Raw genomic sequence first — 16,954 nt, 5'->3', positions numbered from 1 at the left:
CATCAGCATCCACAGCACCCCAGCTGCCAAAGCTGCGGACAGCAGATAAAAAGATTGGGGTTGTTTATCACTGACAACCGCCCACGAATAACCGATGGCGGCTCCAAAGGCTAAAAAGGATAGAAACGATAGAAAGCGACTAATCACAGAAACCTTAGATCGGTTTAAATTTGATGGGTGATTCTGTATCCTACGCCACGAACTGTCTCTACCATGCTTCCTGCCTCACCCAATGCTTCACGCAAGCGTTTGACATGCACATCGACCGTGCGTTCTTCAATGAACACATGATCCCCCCACACACGGTCAAGCAATTGGCTTCTGCTGTGCACACGCTCGGCGTGGTGCATCAAATAATTGAGCAATTTGAATTCTGTAGGACCCAGTTTGATGGGTTGATCATTGAAGCTCACACGGTGTGTCGAGCCATCCAGTTGCAAGCCGCCAATGCGCACCACGTCGCTGGCTTGCTCTGGCGCGCGGCGACGCAGCACAGCACGGATACGCGCTAGTAGCTCTTGGGTCGAGAAAGGCTTGGTGATGTAGTCGTCTGCACCGGCATCTAAGCCTGCAATTTTGTCGGGCTCGTCGCCACGCGCAGTGAGCATCAAGATGGGCGTGGTTTTGGTGCGCGGGTCAGCACGCCAACGACGCGCCAACTCAATGCCGCTTTGACCTGGCAACATCCAGTCCAACAAAATCACATCGGGCAACACCTCGTCGATGTGCTTTTGCGCGGCCACGCCGTCAGCAGCCAACATCGGCAGCATGCCGTTGTGGCGCAAATTGATGGCAATGAGTTCGGCAATCGCGGATTCATCCTCGACTACCAATACGCGTGCGGTTTTCATCTTGAGGCGACTTTCAATCAACTCATGGACGATTCAACATCGGCCAGTGGCGTGTGACGCACGTCTTCACCCTTGACGATGTAAATGATGAACTCAGCAATGTTTTTGGAGTGATCACCAATGCGCTCAATTGCTTTGGCGATGAACAGCAAATCCAAACTGGCCGAGATGGTGCGTGGGTCTTCCATCATGTAAGTGATGAGCTTGCGAACGAAACCATCGAACTCTTTGTCAATCTCGTTGTCTTCACGCAAGATGCTGACTGCCATCGGCACATCCAAACGTGCAAACGCATCCAACGCTTTGCGCAACAAGCCAGAGGCCAAATCGGCAGACACGCGCAAATCGGTCGAAGGCAGTGAACGGGGCGCTGAACCTTCAATGATGGACTTGACCATGCGTGCAATCTTGGCCGCTTCGTCACCCACGCGCTCTAGGTTAGCAGTGGTCTTGGACATGGCCATGAGCAAACGCAAATCACGTGCTGTCGGTTGGCGACGGCCAATAACAGAGGCAATTTCACGATCAATTTCAACCTCAAGGTGGTTGACTTTGTTTTCTGTCACCAACACATCTTCAGCAGCCTCTGGGCTGAACTGAGACAAGGCCAAAATGGCTTGGCGAATTTGGGACTCCACCAACCCCCCCAACTCCATCACGTGCGAGGAGATGTTGTTGAGGTCGGAATCAAACTGTGAGGACAGGTGTTTTTCTGGCATGGTGTTCTCCTATTAGCCGAAGCGGCCAGTGATGTAGTCTTCTGTGGCGGTCTTGTTGGGCTTGAAGAAAATTTGCTCTGTCTCGCCAAACTCCACCAATTCGCCCAAATACATGTAAGCGGTGTAGTCGCTGCAACGTGCGGCTTGCTGCATGTTGTGGGTCACGATGGCGATGGTGTATTCGGCTTTCAACTCATGCACCAACTCTTCCACTTTGCCAGTCGAAATGGGGTCGAGCGCCGAGGTGGGCTCGTCCAACAGCAAGACCGAAGGCTTCACGGCCACGCTGCGTGCTATGCACAAACGCTGTTGCTGACCACCTGAGAGCGACAAACCGTTTTGACCGAGCTTGTCTTTCACCTCGGTCCACAAGGCCGCTTTGGTCAAGGCCCACTCGACGCGTTCATCCATTTCGGTCTTGCTGAGGTTTTCGTACAAACGCACGCCAAAGGCGATGTTGTCGTAAATCGTCATGGGGAACGGCGTTGGTTTTTGAAACACCATGCCAATACGGGCACGCAGCAAGTTCAAATCTTGCTTGGGGTCGAGAATGTTTTGGCCGTAAAAGTTAATTTCGCCTTCGGCACGCTGGCCTGGGTACAAGCTGTACATGCGGTTCAAGGTGCGCAACAAAGTGGATTTGCCGCAACCTGATGGGCCAATGAAAGCAGTCACTTTGCGCTCAGCAATGTCCATCGTGACATTACGCAAGCCTTGGAACTTGCCATAAAAGAAGTTCAAGTCACGAACTTCGATGGCGTTTTTGGGTGCTGGTTTGTTTTCAGGCATTTTGAAATCCGATTGAAATTAGGAGCTGACTTTTTCGCGGAAGAACACACGCGCCAAGATGTTGAGTACCAACACGGTCAACGTGATTAACAAGGCACCGGCCCAAGCCAAGCGCACCCAGTTGTCATAAGGGCTCATGGCGAACTGGAAAATCACCACAGGCAAGTTGGCCATCGGTGCGCCCATATTGGTGCTGAAGAATTGGTTGTTCAGTGCAGTGAACAGCAAAGGTGCTGTTTCGCCACTGATGCGAGCCACCGCCAACAACAAGCCGGTCATCACGCCGCTCTTGGCTGCGCGCAAGGTGATGAAGGTCGATACTTTCCAGCGGGGTGCGCCTAAAGCAAATGCAGCTTCGCGCAAACTGCCAGGCACCAAGCGCAGCATGTTTTCGGTGGTGCGCATGACCACGGGCACGGCAATGAGCGACAGGGCCAAGCTACCGGCGTAGCCAGAGAAGTTACCGACCGTGGCCACTGCGATGGCGTATACAAACAAGCCGAGCACGATAGAAGGTGCAGACAACATGATGTCGGTCACAAAGCGGGTCAGCTCAGCGGTTTTGCTTTCGTCACCGTACTCGGTGAGGTAGATGCCAGCCAAGATACCTACGGGCGTCGAGACCAACACGGTCAAGCCCACAATCATCAAGCTGCCCACAATCGCATTGCGCAAGCCACCCCCTTCTGTGCCGGGTGCAGGGGTGTCGCTGGTGAGCAAGTTGGCATCCAAGGCTGACAGGCCGTTGGAGAACAACACATACAAAATCCAAAGCAACACGGCTAGGCCGACGGCCATAGCGGCCATTGAAAACGCCAAGCCCAGCAAGCTGGTGATGCGGCGCTTCATGTAAAGCTGTTTGTTCATGTCCATAAAAACCTCTTAGTTGCCTTTGGCTTTTTCAGCACGAAGAATCATGACCTTGGCCATGGCCAACACCACAAAGGTGATGACAAACAGCAAAAAGCCCAACGCAAACAAGGTGGAGAAATGCAAGGCCTCGGCCTCGCCAAATTCGTTGGCCAACACCGATGCGATCGACGTACCGGGCGAGAACAAGGAGGTGGGCATGCGGTTGGCGTTACCAATCACAAATGTCACCGCCATGGTTTCACCCAAGGCACGACCTAGCCCCAGCATGATGCCGCCGATCACGCCTTTTTGTGTGTACGGCAACACCACCTTGCGCACCACTTCCCAAGTGGTGCAACCCAAACCATAAGCCGACTCGCGCAGGATGGGCGGCGTGATTTCAAACACATCGCGCATCACAGCGGCTACAAACGGCAGCACCATAAAAGCCAACACAATGCCAGCCGCCAAGATGCCCATGCCGTTGGTCGCGCCACCAAACAAGAAGCCCACCACAGGCATACCGCCCAACACATTTTGCAAAGGCACTTGCAAATGGTCGGCAAACAATGGGGCAAACACAAACAAACCAAACATGCCGTAGATGATGGACGGCACAGCGGCCAGCAATTCAATGGCGGTTCCCAGCGGGCGGCGCAGCCACACGGGGCAAGTCTCGGTCAAGAACACGGCCACACCAAAGGCCAAAGGTACGGCAATCAACAACGCAATGCTGGCACTGGCCACCGTGCCCACGATGGCAATGGCTGCACCAAAGTCTTCGTTGATGATGTCCCACTCGACATGCCACAAGAAGTGAAATCCGAAACGCTCAAACGTGGGCCACGCGTTGATGAACAAAGAGATGATGATGCCCAACAAAGCCACCAGCACCAGCAATGAAAACGCTTGCGTGACGCGGTGAAAGAAAAAGTCTTGCACGCGTTGCTTCTTGGCAATGGCAATCATCTCGTCACTGACGATTTGATTGCTGTCTTGCTGCGTTAGATTCTGTGTGCTCATGTCAAACCTTTGACCCATTGAAACATGCTGTATCTCTTAAAACTGAAATCCGTCGGTGCTGATTTGGCAACCGACGGAGATCTTGCTTTCAATTCAAATCACTTTTGAATTTGCGTCCACACCTTCGCGCGAATCTGAGTTGTCAAGCTGTCGGGCAGCGCCACGTAGTCGAGGTCTTGCGCCATCTTCTTACCGTTCATGAAAGCCCAGTCGAAAAACTTCAAGGCTTCAGCGGCTGCCGCTTTGTCAGTGGGTTGCTTGTGCATCAAGATGAAAGATGCCGTGCTGATGGGCCAGCTGTTGGCACCCTTGGCGTTGACCATCGATACGCCCATGCCTGGCACTTTGAGCCAGTCTGCGCCTGCAGCAGCTGAGGCAAATGTCAAATCATCAGGAGCCACATATTTGCCATCGGCGTTTTGCAACTGCATGAAGGTCATGTTGTTTTTCTTCACGTAGGCGTATTCCACATAGCCCACAGAACCTTTAACGCGGTTGACGTTAGCGGCCACGCCTTCGTTGCCCTTGCCACCCACAGAGGTAGAGGCTGGCCACTTCACAGCAGCACCTTTACCCACGCTATCTGCCCAGTCTTTGCTGATACTTGTCAAGTAGTCGGTGAAGTTGAAGGTGGTGCCTGAACCGTCAGCGCGGTGCACCACGGTGATGGCTTGGTCAGGCAACTTCTTGCCTGGATTCAACGCGGCGATTTTGGGGTCGTTCCAGTTGGCAATCTTGCCCAAGAACATGTCAGCCAACACGGGGCCCGTCACGCGCAATTCGCCTGGCTTGAAGCCTTCGAGGTTCACCACAGGCACAGTGCCACCGATGATGGCTGGAAATTGCACCAAGCCTTCTTTTTCGAGGTCTTCACCAGACATGGGGGCGTCAGATGCGCCAAACGTCACAGTTTTGGCTTTGATTTGACGGATACCGCCTGAAGAACCAATGGATTGGTAGTTCAAGCCGTTGCCAGTGGCGGCTTTGTAGCCTTCAGCCCACTTGGCATAAATAGGAAAAGGGAAAGTCGCGCCTGCGCCAGTGATGTCGGCTGCGAAGGCTGAGCCCATGGCCAACGTGGCAAAAGCCGCGGCAGCCACAGACTTGATAAATGTGCGCTTCGTGTTCATGAGATTCCTTCAATTGGTTAGAACAACTGTGACTTTAGCTAGCCATTGTGACGAAACTGTGACAAATATGACGCTTAAACACTTCAATATTTCAAGTATTATTGAAATATGAAAAAACACAAGATTCCAGAAACGCAAGTGGTTGAAGCTCTGGCAGCCTTGGCGCAAGGCCAGCGTTTGCGGGCTTTTCGGGCTCTGGTGGTAGCCGGCACAGAGGGACTCACCCCCAGCGCCTTGGCCGCCATGCTTGACTTGGCCCCCAGCGCTTTGTCGTTTCACCTCAAAGCCCTGAGCCATGCAGGCTTGGTGAGTGTCGAAGCTAGCGGCCGCAACCTGATTTACCGCGCCGAGTTTGCACGCATGAACGACCTGCTCACCTACCTCACCCAAGATTGCTGCCAAGGCCAATCGTGTGCTGTGGTGCCTGAAACCGCCAAAGTTTGCTGCTGATCTACCCAAGGAAAAACATGAACGTCGAACAATTTTTAGGCTTGCTAGAAGCCCATCCCAACCAAGCTTTGTGCATCGTGCTGCCAAACGGTGAGGCAATTGCGCCGCACTTTCACATCACCGAAGTAGGTCACGTGACTAAGAACTTCATGGATTGCGGTGGTACACGCCGAAAAACTGAGAGCTGCCTGTTGCAAACCTGGGTGTACAGCGATGTGGACCACCGCTTAGAGACCAGCAAACTGGCCAGCATATTGCGTATTGCGGGCGATGTACTTCCTTCGCTCGATTTGCCTGTGGAGATTGAGCACGAATCGGGCGTAGTGTCGCAATACCCCGTCAGCGCTGGCAGCAGCGATGGACACACCTTGACTCTGACCACTGGCCTCAAACACACCGCCTGCTTGGCCATGGACTTGTGTTGCACCCCTGCAGCCACTGCTGCCGCGGAGCCTGTTACCTCTGTCGCAACGTCTGACAAACCACGCGTCAAAGCAGGCGCTTGTTGCACGCCCGGCGGTGGCTGCTGCTAAGCGCTGGCTGATCTTCAAACTCACATCTGTACCACCCTTCACCGATACACACCATGACCCCCTTGAACGTCCTCTTCTTGTGCACGCACAACTCCGCCCGCAGCATCTTGTCGGAAGCCTTGCTCAACCACATGGCCACGGGTGCCAGCGGCACACGCTTCAAAGCCTATTCAGCGGGCAGCAGCCCACGTGAAAACCAGCAGCCCAACCCACTGGGGCTGCAAGTGTTAAAGGCAGCGGGCATTGACACCTCTTACCTCAGCAGCAAAAGCTGGGACGAGTTTGCCAAGCCTGAGGCACCGCATATGGACTTGGTCATCACCGTGTGCGACAACGCCGCAGGCGAAGTGTGCCCCTATTGGCCAGGCCAACCCGCCACCGCACACTGGGGTTACGCCGACCCTTCAGCTGTAGAAGGTACGGAGGAAGACCAACTGCAAGCCTTTCGCAACACCCTGTATCTGATTCAAAAGCGCTTACAACTGCTGGTCGACTTACCCGCTGACAAGCTGCAAAAAGCCATGTTGCAACACACAGCCCGTGAACTCAGCAAGGATGCCGCATGAACTTCTTTGAACGCTACCTCACCGCCTGGGTGGCCATTTGCATTGTGGTGGGCATCGCACTGGGCCAGTGGCAGCCTGAGTTGTTTCAAGCCATTGGTAGCTTGGAGTACGCGCAAGTCAACTTGCCTGTGGGCTTGCTGATTTGGGTGATGATCATTCCCATGCTCATCAAGGTGGACTTTGGTGCTTTGCATGAGGTACGCCAACACATCAAAGGCATTGGCGTGACGCTGTTTGTGAACTGGTTGGTCAAGCCGTTTTCGATGGCGTTGCTGGGCTGGTTTTTCATTCGGTACTTGTTTGCACCGCTCTTGCCTGCCGAGCAGATTGACAGCTACATCGCGGGCCTCATCTTGCTGGCCGCTGCGCCTTGCACAGCCATGGTATTTGTGTGGAGCCGACTCACCAACGGCCACCCTTTGTTCACCTTGTCGCAAGTGGCGTTGAATGACGCCATCATGGTGGTGGCGTTTGCACCGCTGGTAGCTTTTCTTTTGGGGCTGTCCGCCATCATCGTGCCGTGGGACACGCTCATCACCTCGGTGGTGTTGTACATCGTCATTCCCGTGGTGTTAGCGCAGCTCATTCGCAAAGCGCTGTTGGCCAAAGGGCCAGAAAAGTTTGACGCAGTCATGGCGCAGATTGGCCCGTGGTCAATTGCTGCGCTGTTGGCCACCTTGGTGTTGTTGTTTGCGTTTCAAGGCAAGGCGATTTTGAAGCAGCCTTTGGTCATCGCGCTGTTGGCCGTGCCGATCTTGATTCAGGTGCTGTTCAACTCGGCACTGGCCTATGTCATGAACCGCGCATTTGGTGAATCGCACAGCGTGGCTTGTCCTTCCGCACTGATTGGGGCCTCTAACTTCTTCGAACTCGCAGTGGCCGCTGCGATCAGCCTGTTTGGCTTTGAGTCAGGCGCAGCATTGGCCACGGTTGTGGGGGTGCTGATTGAAGTACCTGTGATGCTATTGGTGGTGCATGTAGTCAACCGCAGTAAACGCTGGTACGAACTCAGCAAGGAACCAAGCCACTGATCTGCTTGCAAGGATGGGAAGAATACCCTCACAGCACATATGCTTGCCTAAATTTTTAAAATGAGGCATGCACCCCATCATCAATGCTCTTGGATTTCAAACTGCGTGGTGGTTTTGCATCGCAGGCGTAGGCCGTGCGCTAGAGATTCCTGCCCTCATCTATGGTCTGACACTTGCAGGCCTGCATTTAGCCTACGCCCCCAAAGCCTCGCAAGAACTCAAAATGGCAGCCATTGCGTTGGCGATGGGTATTGGGGTTGACAGCATGCTGCAAGTGTCGTCAGTCATCCAGTTTTATGGTTGGTCGTTGGCTTTTTTAAGTCCATTTTGGCTGTGGCTACTTTGGGTTTTATTTGGCATGACATTGAATTCTTCGTTGTCTTTTCTTCAGTCTTTGCCTTTGTGGGTCAGTGGGTTGACTGGACTGGTATTTGGCCCACTCACTTACTATGCTGGAGCTCAACTAGGTGCTGCATCTTTTGATGGCTCTCGCATTCACATCATGGCACTTGCTATAGCTTGGATGATGGCACTACCCGCCTTGGTCTACATGGCCAAACAACTTTTCACATCACCTCAAGGTCAAACTCAATGAACCGTCGAATGCTCTTAATCAGTGGTATGGCCAGTACGGCCGCCGTGACGCATCTGAGTGGTTGTGCAAGCGCCACTGTTGATGATTACGCAGACCAAAAGCCTGAGCTCGACTTGCGAAGCTACTTCAACGGCATCGTCGACGCATGGGGCATCTTCACCGACCGCAACGGCAAAGTGGTGAAGCGGTTCACAGTCAAAATGCAATGTGATTGGCAAAACGACCAAGGCATATTGGATGAGGATTTTGTGTACTCTGACGGCACACAAGAAAAGCGCGTGTGGAAGCTCACTCAGAAAAATGATGGCAGGTATACAGGCACCGCAGACGATGTGGTGGGCACGGCAGAGGGACAGATCAAAGGTAATAGTTTCAATTGGCGCTACACACTCGCCTTGCCAGTGGGCGGGCGCATCCTGAATGTGCAAATGGATGATTGGATGTATTTGATGAATGACCGCGTGATGCTGAACAAAGCCCGCATGACCAAGTTAGGCATTCATCTGGGTGATGTCACGCTTTCATTTATGAAACGCGCTTAAGCCATCCCACGAGCGTGACAAAAGGTATCCGCAGCGCTTGATGGTGCGAATCGGCAGCACCTCTGCGCTCACTTTTTTGCGAATCCGGTGGATGTAGACCTCAATGGCTGCGCTGTTGAGCTCCATATTGTCGGGATCCATCTCTTGCACAAACTCTTCTTTAGAAATGATTTGCCCAACGCGTCTGAGCAACACATCCATCACCTGCGCCTCTCGGGTAGTCAGGTCAACAATCACGCCACGAACTTGTAGTTGCTTAAGCGCATGGTCAAAACGCAAATGACCATACTGTGTGACTGAGGACACATGCCCTTGACGCCTACGCAACAAGGCGCGCACCAACGCACCGAAATGCTGTTCATCAAAAGGCTCCACCAAACATCGATCAACACCCGCATTGAGTAAGTGCACAGTTTCACTGGATTGCTGATCGGTCACGATCGCGATGCTAGGCGTGGTTTCGCTCAATTGCGCAATACGCTCAAAGTCACTGCGCCAATGCCGGTCTAGCTGGGTAGGATGCAATACGATCAAATCGTGAGGCTTGTTCAAGGCACCTCGCATGGTAGGTTGCCAAGGTAAGCGTTCAACCTTGGCCCTAGCGAACGACAAGGCACGTCTAACCTTGTCAGCAATTTGATCATCCCCGGTGAATAAGACCACATCAAGCATGGCGTGCACCTCCAAGTACACGTTGACGAGCAACGGCACACACGCCCTGCTGGTTCAGCATCCACTGCACAGGTTCAGCGCTAGTTTGTACAGTCCAACGTGTGACGTGCTGTTGCACAACACACGAGGGGGGCTGCCCCATCAGCTTGAGTACCCATGCCGGCATCACATCAAATGCGCATTTCAAAACTAGCGCCATCCATGGTTTATCAATTACGTCCACGGGATAAGCTTGGATGATCTGCAAAATTTCTTGTGCGCGGGCATCAAAGCTGAGTTTGTCGGCATAACCCAGCAACTCGGTTTGCGTGGCCGCGTACGTCAAAGGCAAATCTACCGCGCCCAACAAGTGCCCCACACGAGCCATTTCGCTGATGTACTGGTCACAGGCTTGAGGTGATAAAGGCTGTCTGGCCAAATGTTGGTAGGCCGCTAAAAATGAGGTCACCTCCACCAAGTGCACCCAACGAATCAGCTCTGACTCATTGGCCACATAAGGCTGACCTTGCAGGTCAATGCCTTTGATGTTGGCGTGAATGGCGTTCACACGGCGGATGGCGCTGAGTGCCATAGCCTCACCGCCGTAAGTGGTGGCAGCCACAAAGTAAGCGGTGCGCCCCAAGCGCTCTTTGAGCTTGTAGCGAAAGTCAGAGTGGTCCCACACAGCGGCCAGCGCACGCGGGTGCAAGGACTGCACGATGAGTGAAGATAAACCACCCACCATCATTGCGGTGAAGTTGGCATGCACTTGCCACGCCACAGAGTCTGGCCCAAACAAACCCACATCGCCTTTGGGCTTGGCGAAATCGTCTAAAGATGCCGTCGAACCTGTGATGTCACGCACACGCGCTCCAATGGCGTTAAGAGCCAGAGTTTTGAGCGTATGGGTAATGGACATGGGAGGATTGCTCGCTGACGATCTGCCGTTAACAGTTGGCACGTCGGTGGTCAGCAACCGCGCGGTCATCGAACTTCATGTCGGGGCTGCGAATCGCTCGGTGTTTGGTGTTGCGCCCGCGCATCCGCATGCGCCACAGGCGAAATGAACTGGGGTTGAGCTCGGTACGCATGAGACGAATCACCTCAGGCTCCGTGAGGCCGACGCGCTCATAAATGGTTTCAAACGAGGTGCGGTCTTCCCATGCCATTTGGATCACGGCAGACACATCCCCTGCGCTCAGGGTAGAGAGGCGTTGGCTGAAGCTGCGTGGCATGGTCAACTCCTAAGGGCTGCGCCTTTGAAACGCTTCAGGCCATCATCATGGACAACTGAAACACCGAGTTAGGCGCCTTTGGCATGAGCGGGGCCGCCATGGGTTTGAATTTAAAGCGACCCATGGTTTGCACGAATGAACGGGCCTCCTCGTCACGCGACTCATCCACAAAATCAGCCAAAGTGAAATTACTCAACGTGGCTTTGACGATTTGCTCTAAGCCCAATTCAAAGCTGGCAGGTGGTGTTTTGTCATCCAACAGCTCAGGGGGCAGCGACGACTCTGCCGATCTAGCTGCATCGAACGTACGCTCAAACACCGAAGCGATGTCCCAAATGGAAATGAGTGAGGTGTCACCCTGAATCATGTAGCCACCGCCTGGGCCTTTCATGGCGCTCACGATGTTGTGAGCTTTGAGTGGCTTGAGAAGGTTTTCAAGGTAGGAAATTGACAAATCGAGTCTGGGTGACAGCTCGGTGGTGGTGACGTGACCCGCGTGACGCTGGCCCGCTAAAAACACGCAGACCTCGATGGCATTGATGGTTTTCTTTGAGATCATGGTTCAAACTCCTATTGCGTAGGATTTTGAAGCATTAATCTACGCAATATTGAATTTATTTGAATAAAATCTATATTTCGATAGACAATCTACACAACTTCTACTCAAAACCACATTTTGAATACCAGCACAAATTCCACAAACGCGCTGTACCGTATCGGCGCAGTGTCTAAAACCACGGGCATCCCCGTGTCCACATTGCGCATTTGGGAGACCCGCTACGGCGCGTTCTCTCCGGTCAAAACCGAGGGCAAACAACGCTTATTTGCCGAGCATGATGTGTCCAAAGCCTTGTTACTCAAACAGCTCTCGCAAAACGGCCATGGCATCGGCACGATTGCCAACCTAGATCTAGAGCAGTTGCGCCGCATGAGTAACCTACCCCATCACGCGACTCACAGCTTGGCTGCCAGCGGCCAACCCGTGTTGTTGGCAGTGGTGGGCCTGAGCATGGCCAACCGCATTGAGTCAAAAAAATTTGCAGCCGGTTTGAAACAAAACCAAATCAAGGTCACCGATGTGTTGATCGACTTGGCCGCTGCAGCCAAGGCCGATTTGGCGCACAAGCCGCAAGTGCTTTTGGTCAAGGTCAACACGCTGCAATCCTCTGTGCACGCTGACATCCGAGCACTCATGGCCAAACACCAGTTTGCGCAAACCATCGTGGTGTACAACTTCGCACCCGAGGCCGTGGTGCAAGCCATGAAGTTCTCGGGACTGATCGTGCGCCGCGAGCCCATCTCAGACATTGAGTTGGCCGAGTTGCTGCAATCGGTCCTGTTTGTCGACCCAGCGCGTGCGCAAGAATTTGGGACCACGGGCTCAGTCATTGCTGCACGTAAATATTCAGATGCCACCTTGAGCCGCGTGGCAGGCATCTCGACCAATGTGCTGTGCGAATGCCCTCGCCATGTGGCCGAGCTGATTGCGCAACTCGCAAGCTTTGAGCAATACAGCCAAGAGTGCTTGAACCGCAACGAAGAAGACGCTCACTTGCATGCCTACCTGCGATCGATCTCGGGCTCTGCACGTTCATTGTTTGAAAACGCCTTAGAAAAAATTGCAGCCCACGAAGGCATTGACTTGCACGAGGCGTCCACATGAACACGCAAGCCCGCAATGTGTTGGGCACCGCACTGGTGCCTTGCTCTTATGACCCGCTCACAGGCTACTACCGCGACGGCTGCTGCAACACAGACGCACACGATCAAGGCAGCCATGTGGTGTGCGCCAAAGTCACGCAAGCGTTCTTGGACTTTTCATTGCAAAAAGGCAATGACCTCATCACGCCGCGTCCAGAATACCGATTTGCAGGGTTGAAAGCAGGCGACCGTTGGTGCCTATGTGCTCGTCGTTGGCAAGAAGCCTTCGATGCAGGTGTAGCCCCGCCCGTGGTGCTGGAATGCACACATGCCAAAGCGCTTGAATTTGTCACGTTGGAGCAATTGCAGTCATGCGCCTAGACACAGACCCGGCAGACCTTGAGCTCGCCATGACCACCCTCACAGGCTGGACGATAGACACCCATGCACAGCACCACACGCCTTGCTTATCCAAAAGCTGGACACTGCCCAGCTTTGAAGCAGCGGTGGCCCTTTTCAACCAAATCGCGCAGCTAGCGCAAGTACAAGACCACCACCCCGAAGTGCTGTCTAGCTACACACAACTCCATGTGCACATTTGGACCCATGACGTCGCAGGTTTGACGCACAAAGACTATGAACTCGCGCGAGCCATCGACCAACTCAGCACTACGCCATGAACTACTTCAATAAGCTAAAGGGCTTTCAGCGTTCACCCGCTGGCTTGGAGTGGCAGATTTGGAAACGGCTGCACATCATCTTGGCAGCAGGTACAGTGCTGCCGCTTCTGGCGAGTGCTGCTGCTTACGTGTTGGATGGGTTTGAGCCGGTCACAAGCAACGCTACAGAGATGACCCGTGCAGCGGAACAGTTCTTCTATGTCATGGTCGGTCTCGTGGTGCTGCACTGGACGCTGGTGCTGACCCTTGCGATTGGCTGCGTGATTGTGATGCTGATGAAAGGCCCCGCCTACGTGGCCGATGCGTATGCGATGGAGGAGCCCACGCGTGACAAAGAAGCAAACATTCAAAGGTAACAAGCAAAGCCTGCCTAGCAAGCCCTGCAAAACTTGCGGGCGTGACATGACGTGGCGCAAAGCCTGGGCCAAAAACTGGGAGCAGGTGCTGTACTGCTCTGACGCGTGTCGCAAACACAAATCAAGCACACCACTATGAGCTACGAGCTGGTTTGGTTCAAGCGAGACCTGCGCTGGCAAGACCATGCAGCCTTGGCCCAAGCTGCGCAGCACGGGCCTGTGCGCTGCATCTATGTGGTCGAACCCGAGCTGTGGTTGCAGCCCGATGCAGCTTTGCAGCATTTTGAGTTTGTGCGCGAATCGTTGCAGGCGCTAGACAATGCGTTGCGCATACAAGGTGGCTGCCTTGAAGTACACACAGGCGAGCTGCCTGATGTACTCAACCGCATTTGGCAAGAAGCCCCGTTTCGCCGTCTGCATGCCCACCAAGAAACCGGCAATGGCTTTACCTACGCACGCGACCTGAAAGTGGGTGCATGGTGCAAGGCACACCAGGTTGGGTGGCATGAGTACCCGCAGTTTGGTGTGGTGCGCGTGCTGAAAAACCGCAACCTCTGGCAAGCCGCTTGGGAGCAGCACATGACAGCACCTTTGCAAGATGTGGGGGCTTTGCAGTTTTGGCAGCCATCACCGAATGCATACAAGCATCAGCCGCACCCCCATGTCGGCGAGCATTCGCGCACAGCATGGTGTTCGCCCTCGCTCATACAAGCGCCTTCGCACTTGCAGCACAACCCACCGCTTCGCCAGCGTGGCGGACGTCCTCTGGCACTAGACACCCTGCACAGTTTTTTGCACGCACGCAGCTTGGGCTATCGCGGCGGCATTTCTTCGCCGTTGTCTGCGCCAGATGCTTGCTCGCGGTTGTCGGCTTATTTGGCATGGGGTTGCATCAGCATGCGTGAGGTCGTGCAGCAAACGCGGGCACACATTGCTCAGCTGCCGCCGCAGGCCAGTCGCCACCGTGCAGGCCTGACGGCGTTCATCAGCCGTTTGTATTGGCACTGCCATTTCATCCAAAAACTCGAGAGCGAGCCTGACATCGAGTGGCGCAATATGCACCGCGGGTACGACGGTTTGCGTGAACACGATTTCAACGAAGTGCATTTTGAAGCGCTCAAAGCCGCACGCACCGGCTGGCCCATGGTGGATGCCTGCGTGACCATGTTGCGCGAAACGGGTTGGTTGAACTTTCGCATGCGTGCCATGTTGGTGTCGGTGGCGGCGTATCCGCTGTGGCTGCATTGGCGGCCCGTGGGCGAATGGTTGGCCACGCAGTTTTTGGACTACGAGCCCGGCATCCACTGGAGCCAGTTGCAAATGCAATCGGGCACAACGGGCATCAACACCACACGCGTGTACAACCCCATCAAACAAGCGCAAGACCACGACCCATATGGCCGCTTTGTACGGCAATGGCTACCTGCCATGCGGCAAGTGCCAGACACATGGCTGTTTGAGCCTTGGCTCATGCCCGACACGATGCAAGCGCACCTTGGCGTGTTTGTGGGCAGCGACATGGACAGCTCGTTGCCCGAGCCCGTAGTTGACTTGGCCCAAGCCACACGCGAAGCCAAACAACGGCTGCACAGCCGCCGTCAAACCGACGAAGTGAAAGCGGCCAAAAAAGCTGTAGTTGACAAACACGCCTCACGCAAAAACTGGGGGACGAATAAACGTTCGCGCCGCACAGCGACAAATCGCGGCCAAGATACCCAGACACAACTCGGTTTTGATTTTTAAAAAGCCACCCCGAAGAAACGCTATGACCACACCACGCCAACGCCTCATCCTCATCTTGGGTGATCAGCTCGATGAAGACGCATCCGCGTTGAGCGACTTCGATCCCGTGCACGACACGCTGTGGATGGCCGAGGTACTGGAAGAGTCCACGCACATCCCCTCCTCTAAACAACGCACCACGGTTTTTTTGAGTGCGATGCGCCACTTCGCAACTCTGATGCAAGAGCGCGGCTGGCCCCTGATTTACAGCCGACTAGACGATGCACACAACACAGGCACCTTGGCGGGTGAGCTGAGCAAAGCCATTGCGCAGGTGCAACCTCACCACTTGGTGATGACTGCCCCCGGCGACTGGCGCGTGTTGCAAAGCATCCGTGCGGTTGCGCAGCAACACCAACTGCATTTGGAAATCAAAGACGACACTCATTTTTTCAGTACCGTGCGTGACTTTGCCGCGCACGCCAAAGACCGCAAGCAGCTGCGGTTGGAATATTTCTACCGCGAGTTGCGTCAAAAAAACGGGGTTCTAATGGAAGGCAAAAAACCGATCGGCGGCCAGTGGAACTTTGATGCCGACAACCGTGGCAGCTTTGGCAAAAACGGGCCGGGCTTGTTGCCCGCTCCCACACGATTCGCACCCGACGCCATCACCCAAGACGTGATGCGTTTAGTCAACGACAAGCTGGCCCATCACCCGGGGTCCATCGCACAGTTTGGTTGGCCCGTCACGCGCGCACAAGCCTTGGTGGCACTGGATGAATTCATCACGCACCGACTGCCAAGCTTTGGCCTATACCAAGACGCGATGTGGGAAGGCGAAGTGTGGCTCTACCACTCGCACCTCTCGTGCGCCCTGAACTTGAAGCTGCTCAACCCGCGCGAGGTCGTGGCTGCCGCAGAGGCTGCTTTTCACAAAAGCCATGCACCGCTCGAAGCGGTCGAAGGCTTTGTACGGCAAATCTTGGGCTGGCGTGAATACGTGCGCGGGATTTACTGGACACACATGCCCGCGTACGCCGAGGGCAACGCCCAACAAGCGCACGAAGCGCTGCCCGAGTTTTATTGGACGGGCCACACCGACATGGCTTGCTTGCGCGATGCCATCACGCAAACTCTGCAACATGGGTATGCACACCACATCCAACGCTTGATGGTGACAGGTCTGTACGCTTTGCTACTCGGCGTGGAGCCGAAGCAAGTACACCAGTGGTACTTGGGCGTGTATGTGGATGCGGTGGAATGGGTGGAACTGCCCAACACATTGGGCATGAGCCAATTCGCCGATGGTGGACTGATGGCCAGCAAGCCCTATGTGGCCAGCGGCAAGTACATCGATCGCATGAGCAACCATTGCAAAGGCTGCCGCTTCAACCCCGCCGAAGCGACGGGTGACAGCGCCTGCCCTTTCACCACTTTGTATTGGGATTACTTAGACCGTCACGCCGACACGCTGGCAATAAACCCGCGCATGGTGATGCAACTGAAAAACCTCAACCGCCTCTCACCCGAGCAACGCGAAGCCATTGCATTGCAAGCAAAGCAACATCGTGCGCAAACGCGATGAATT

At 54.4% G+C, this 16,954-nt stretch carries 23 protein-coding genes; 13 read left to right on the top strand and 10 right to left on the bottom strand.

Annotated features, from left to right (window positions below; all coding sequences use genetic code 11):
- Positions 1–164: 164 nt before the first annotated feature.
- The 6 genes from phoB to pstS form a co-directional block, all read right to left on the bottom strand.
- Positions 165–851: a phosphate regulon transcriptional regulator PhoB gene (gene phoB / locus QMG27_RS05215; RefSeq protein ID WP_281813954.1), complete on the bottom strand. Its 687-nt coding sequence runs from the start codon at positions 849–851 to the stop codon at positions 165–167.
- A 17-nt stretch (positions 852–868) separates the two neighbouring features.
- The gene (phoU, locus tag QMG27_RS05210) at positions 869–1,570 is read right to left on the bottom strand and encodes a phosphate signaling complex protein PhoU (RefSeq protein ID WP_281813952.1); all 702 of its coding nucleotides are present in this window, start codon (positions 1,568–1,570) and stop codon (positions 869–871) included.
- A 12-nt stretch (positions 1,571–1,582) separates the two neighbouring features.
- Entirely contained in the window at positions 1,583–2,359 is a 777-nt protein-coding gene (gene pstB, locus QMG27_RS05205; RefSeq protein ID WP_281813950.1) for a phosphate ABC transporter ATP-binding protein PstB, read from the bottom strand.
- An 18-nt stretch (positions 2,360–2,377) separates the two neighbouring features.
- Complete coding sequence (gene pstA / locus QMG27_RS05200; RefSeq protein ID WP_281813948.1) at positions 2,378–3,232, bottom strand: phosphate ABC transporter permease PstA; 855 nt, start codon at positions 3,230–3,232, stop codon at positions 2,378–2,380.
- Positions 3,233–3,241: 9 nt separating this feature from the next.
- Positions 3,242–4,234, bottom strand: a complete 993-nt coding sequence (gene pstC / locus QMG27_RS05195; RefSeq protein ID WP_281813945.1) for a phosphate ABC transporter permease subunit PstC — start codon at positions 4,232–4,234, stop codon at positions 3,242–3,244.
- Positions 4,235–4,332: 98 nt separating this feature from the next.
- Positions 4,333–5,364: a phosphate ABC transporter substrate-binding protein PstS gene (gene pstS, locus QMG27_RS05190; protein ID WP_281813943.1), complete on the bottom strand. Its 1,032-nt coding sequence runs from the start codon at positions 5,362–5,364 to the stop codon at positions 4,333–4,335.
- A 123-nt stretch (positions 5,365–5,487) separates the two neighbouring features.
- Here pstS and QMG27_RS05185 point away from each other — a divergent pair, with 123 nt between their 5' ends.
- The 6 genes from QMG27_RS05185 to QMG27_RS05160 all read left to right on the top strand — a co-directional run bounded on the left by QMG27_RS05185 (position 5,488) and on the right by QMG27_RS05160 (position 9,081).
- Positions 5,488–5,814 (top strand): metalloregulator ArsR/SmtB family transcription factor, encoded by a 327-nt coding sequence (locus QMG27_RS05185; protein WP_348773630.1) that lies wholly within the window; start codon positions 5,488–5,490, stop codon positions 5,812–5,814.
- 17 nt (positions 5,815–5,831) lie between these two features.
- Complete coding sequence (locus QMG27_RS05180) at positions 5,832–6,347, top strand: DUF6428 family protein (RefSeq protein ID WP_281813939.1); 516 nt, start codon at positions 5,832–5,834, stop codon at positions 6,345–6,347.
- Between the two features lie 53 nt (positions 6,348–6,400).
- Positions 6,401–6,913, top strand: a complete 513-nt coding sequence (locus QMG27_RS05175; RefSeq protein ID WP_281813937.1) for an arsenate reductase ArsC — start codon at positions 6,401–6,403, stop codon at positions 6,911–6,913.
- The gene (gene arsB, locus QMG27_RS05170; RefSeq protein ID WP_281813935.1) at positions 6,910–7,944 is read left to right on the top strand and encodes an ACR3 family arsenite efflux transporter; all 1,035 of its coding nucleotides are present in this window, start codon (positions 6,910–6,912) and stop codon (positions 7,942–7,944) included. Before QMG27_RS05175 ends, arsB begins: the two co-directional genes overlap by 4 nt.
- 67 nt (positions 7,945–8,011) lie before the next feature.
- Positions 8,012–8,539, top strand: a complete 528-nt coding sequence (locus QMG27_RS05165) for a DUF2878 domain-containing protein (protein WP_281813933.1) — start codon at positions 8,012–8,014, stop codon at positions 8,537–8,539.
- The gene (locus tag QMG27_RS05160) at positions 8,536–9,081 is read left to right on the top strand and encodes a DUF3833 domain-containing protein (RefSeq protein ID WP_281813931.1); all 546 of its coding nucleotides are present in this window, start codon (positions 8,536–8,538) and stop codon (positions 9,079–9,081) included. The genes QMG27_RS05165 and QMG27_RS05160 overlap by 4 nt, the downstream gene beginning before the upstream one ends.
- Here the strand turns inward: QMG27_RS05160 and QMG27_RS05155 are convergent.
- The 4 genes from QMG27_RS05155 to QMG27_RS05140 are packed head-to-tail and all read right to left on the bottom strand — an operon-like array spanning position 9,061 to position 11,526.
- On the bottom strand, positions 9,061–9,792 hold the full coding sequence (locus tag QMG27_RS05155) for a response regulator transcription factor (protein WP_281813929.1): 732 nt from the start codon (positions 9,790–9,792) through the stop codon (positions 9,061–9,063). The two genes, QMG27_RS05160 and QMG27_RS05155, sit on opposite strands and share 21 nt — an antisense overlap.
- Complete coding sequence (locus QMG27_RS05150) at positions 9,746–10,651, bottom strand: oxygenase MpaB family protein (protein ID WP_281813927.1); 906 nt, start codon at positions 10,649–10,651, stop codon at positions 9,746–9,748. The genes QMG27_RS05155 and QMG27_RS05150 overlap by 47 nt, the downstream gene beginning before the upstream one ends.
- A 28-nt stretch (positions 10,652–10,679) precedes the next feature.
- The gene (locus QMG27_RS05145) at positions 10,680–10,967 is read right to left on the bottom strand and encodes a TIGR03643 family protein (protein WP_281813926.1); all 288 of its coding nucleotides are present in this window, start codon (positions 10,965–10,967) and stop codon (positions 10,680–10,682) included.
- Positions 10,968–11,001: 34 nt separating this feature from the next.
- Entirely contained in the window at positions 11,002–11,526 is a 525-nt protein-coding gene (locus QMG27_RS05140) for an Rrf2 family transcriptional regulator (RefSeq protein WP_281813924.1), read from the bottom strand.
- Between the two features lie 117 nt (positions 11,527–11,643).
- Here QMG27_RS05140 and QMG27_RS05135 point away from each other — a divergent pair, with 117 nt between their 5' ends.
- From QMG27_RS05135 to QMG27_RS05105, 7 genes are read left to right on the top strand one after another with little or no spacing between them, the layout of a single operon-like run.
- Complete coding sequence (locus tag QMG27_RS05135; protein WP_281813922.1) at positions 11,644–12,630, top strand: MerR family transcriptional regulator; 987 nt, start codon at positions 11,644–11,646, stop codon at positions 12,628–12,630.
- Entirely contained in the window at positions 12,627–12,989 is a 363-nt protein-coding gene (locus QMG27_RS05130; RefSeq protein ID WP_281813920.1) for a DUF2237 domain-containing protein, read from the top strand. The genes QMG27_RS05135 and QMG27_RS05130 overlap by 4 nt, the downstream gene beginning before the upstream one ends.
- Positions 12,980–13,288 (top strand): 4a-hydroxytetrahydrobiopterin dehydratase, encoded by a 309-nt coding sequence (locus QMG27_RS05125; protein WP_281813918.1) that lies wholly within the window; start codon positions 12,980–12,982, stop codon positions 13,286–13,288. The genes QMG27_RS05130 and QMG27_RS05125 overlap by 10 nt, the downstream gene beginning before the upstream one ends.
- A complete protein-coding gene (locus QMG27_RS05120) occupies positions 13,285–13,644 on the top strand; it encodes a hypothetical protein (RefSeq protein WP_281813916.1) in 360 nt (119 codons plus the stop codon). Before QMG27_RS05125 ends, QMG27_RS05120 begins: the two co-directional genes overlap by 4 nt.
- Positions 13,595–13,783: a DUF2256 domain-containing protein gene (locus QMG27_RS05115; RefSeq protein ID WP_281813914.1), complete on the top strand. Its 189-nt coding sequence runs from the start codon at positions 13,595–13,597 to the stop codon at positions 13,781–13,783. Before QMG27_RS05120 ends, QMG27_RS05115 begins: the two co-directional genes overlap by 50 nt.
- Positions 13,780–15,387, top strand: coding sequence for an FAD-binding domain-containing protein (locus QMG27_RS05110; protein WP_281813912.1), 1,608 nt, complete (start codon positions 13,780–13,782; stop codon positions 15,385–15,387). Before QMG27_RS05115 ends, QMG27_RS05110 begins: the two co-directional genes overlap by 4 nt.
- A 22-nt stretch (positions 15,388–15,409) precedes the next feature.
- The gene (locus QMG27_RS05105; RefSeq protein ID WP_281813910.1) at positions 15,410–16,951 is read left to right on the top strand and encodes a cryptochrome/photolyase family protein; all 1,542 of its coding nucleotides are present in this window, start codon (positions 15,410–15,412) and stop codon (positions 16,949–16,951) included.
- The last annotated feature ends 3 nt before the right edge of the window (positions 16,952–16,954 follow it).

The organism is Limnohabitans sp. MORI2 (genome assembly GCF_027925025.1).
Taxonomy (GTDB): domain Bacteria; phylum Pseudomonadota; class Gammaproteobacteria; order Burkholderiales; family Burkholderiaceae_C; genus Limnohabitans.
This window is presented reverse-complemented; position numbering and strand designations above follow the sequence as displayed.

Coding starts and splice junctions, on each gene's coding strand:
- QMG27_RS05180 (WP_281813939.1), top strand. CDS start 5,832: ATGAACGTCGAACAATTTTTAGGCTTGCTAGAAGCCCATCCCAACCAA.
- QMG27_RS05150 (WP_281813927.1), bottom strand. CDS start 10,651: ATGTCCATTACCCATACGCTCAAAACTCTGGCTCTTAACGCCATTGGA.
- QMG27_RS05110 (WP_281813912.1), top strand. CDS start 13,780: ATGAGCTACGAGCTGGTTTGGTTCAAGCGAGACCTGCGCTGGCAAGAC.
- QMG27_RS05175 (WP_281813937.1), top strand. CDS start 6,401: ATGACCCCCTTGAACGTCCTCTTCTTGTGCACGCACAACTCCGCCCGC.
- pstS (WP_281813943.1), bottom strand. CDS start 5,364: ATGAACACGAAGCGCACATTTATCAAGTCTGTGGCTGCCGCGGCTTTT.
- pstA (WP_281813948.1), bottom strand. CDS start 3,232: ATGGACATGAACAAACAGCTTTACATGAAGCGCCGCATCACCAGCTTG.
- QMG27_RS05130 (WP_281813920.1), top strand. CDS start 12,627: ATGAACACGCAAGCCCGCAATGTGTTGGGCACCGCACTGGTGCCTTGC.
- QMG27_RS05145 (WP_281813926.1), bottom strand. CDS start 10,967: ATGCCACGCAGCTTCAGCCAACGCCTCTCTACCCTGAGCGCAGGGGAT.
- QMG27_RS05125 (WP_281813918.1), top strand. CDS start 12,980: ATGCGCCTAGACACAGACCCGGCAGACCTTGAGCTCGCCATGACCACC.
- pstC (WP_281813945.1), bottom strand. CDS start 4,234: ATGAGCACACAGAATCTAACGCAGCAAGACAGCAATCAAATCGTCAGT.
- QMG27_RS05120 (WP_281813916.1), top strand. CDS start 13,285: ATGAACTACTTCAATAAGCTAAAGGGCTTTCAGCGTTCACCCGCTGGC.
- QMG27_RS05140 (WP_281813924.1), bottom strand. CDS start 11,526: ATGATCTCAAAGAAAACCATCAATGCCATCGAGGTCTGCGTGTTTTTA.
- arsB (WP_281813935.1), top strand. CDS start 6,910: ATGAACTTCTTTGAACGCTACCTCACCGCCTGGGTGGCCATTTGCATT.
- phoU (WP_281813952.1), bottom strand. CDS start 1,570: ATGCCAGAAAAACACCTGTCCTCACAGTTTGATTCCGACCTCAACAAC.
- pstB (WP_281813950.1), bottom strand. CDS start 2,359: ATGCCTGAAAACAAACCAGCACCCAAAAACGCCATCGAAGTTCGTGAC.
- phoB (WP_281813954.1), bottom strand. CDS start 851: ATGAAAACCGCACGCGTATTGGTAGTCGAGGATGAATCCGCGATTGCC.
- QMG27_RS05105 (WP_281813910.1), top strand. CDS start 15,410: ATGACCACACCACGCCAACGCCTCATCCTCATCTTGGGTGATCAGCTC.
- QMG27_RS05165 (WP_281813933.1), top strand. CDS start 8,012: ATGCACCCCATCATCAATGCTCTTGGATTTCAAACTGCGTGGTGGTTT.
- QMG27_RS05115 (WP_281813914.1), top strand. CDS start 13,595: ATGCGATGGAGGAGCCCACGCGTGACAAAGAAGCAAACATTCAAAGGT.
- QMG27_RS05160 (WP_281813931.1), top strand. CDS start 8,536: ATGAACCGTCGAATGCTCTTAATCAGTGGTATGGCCAGTACGGCCGCC.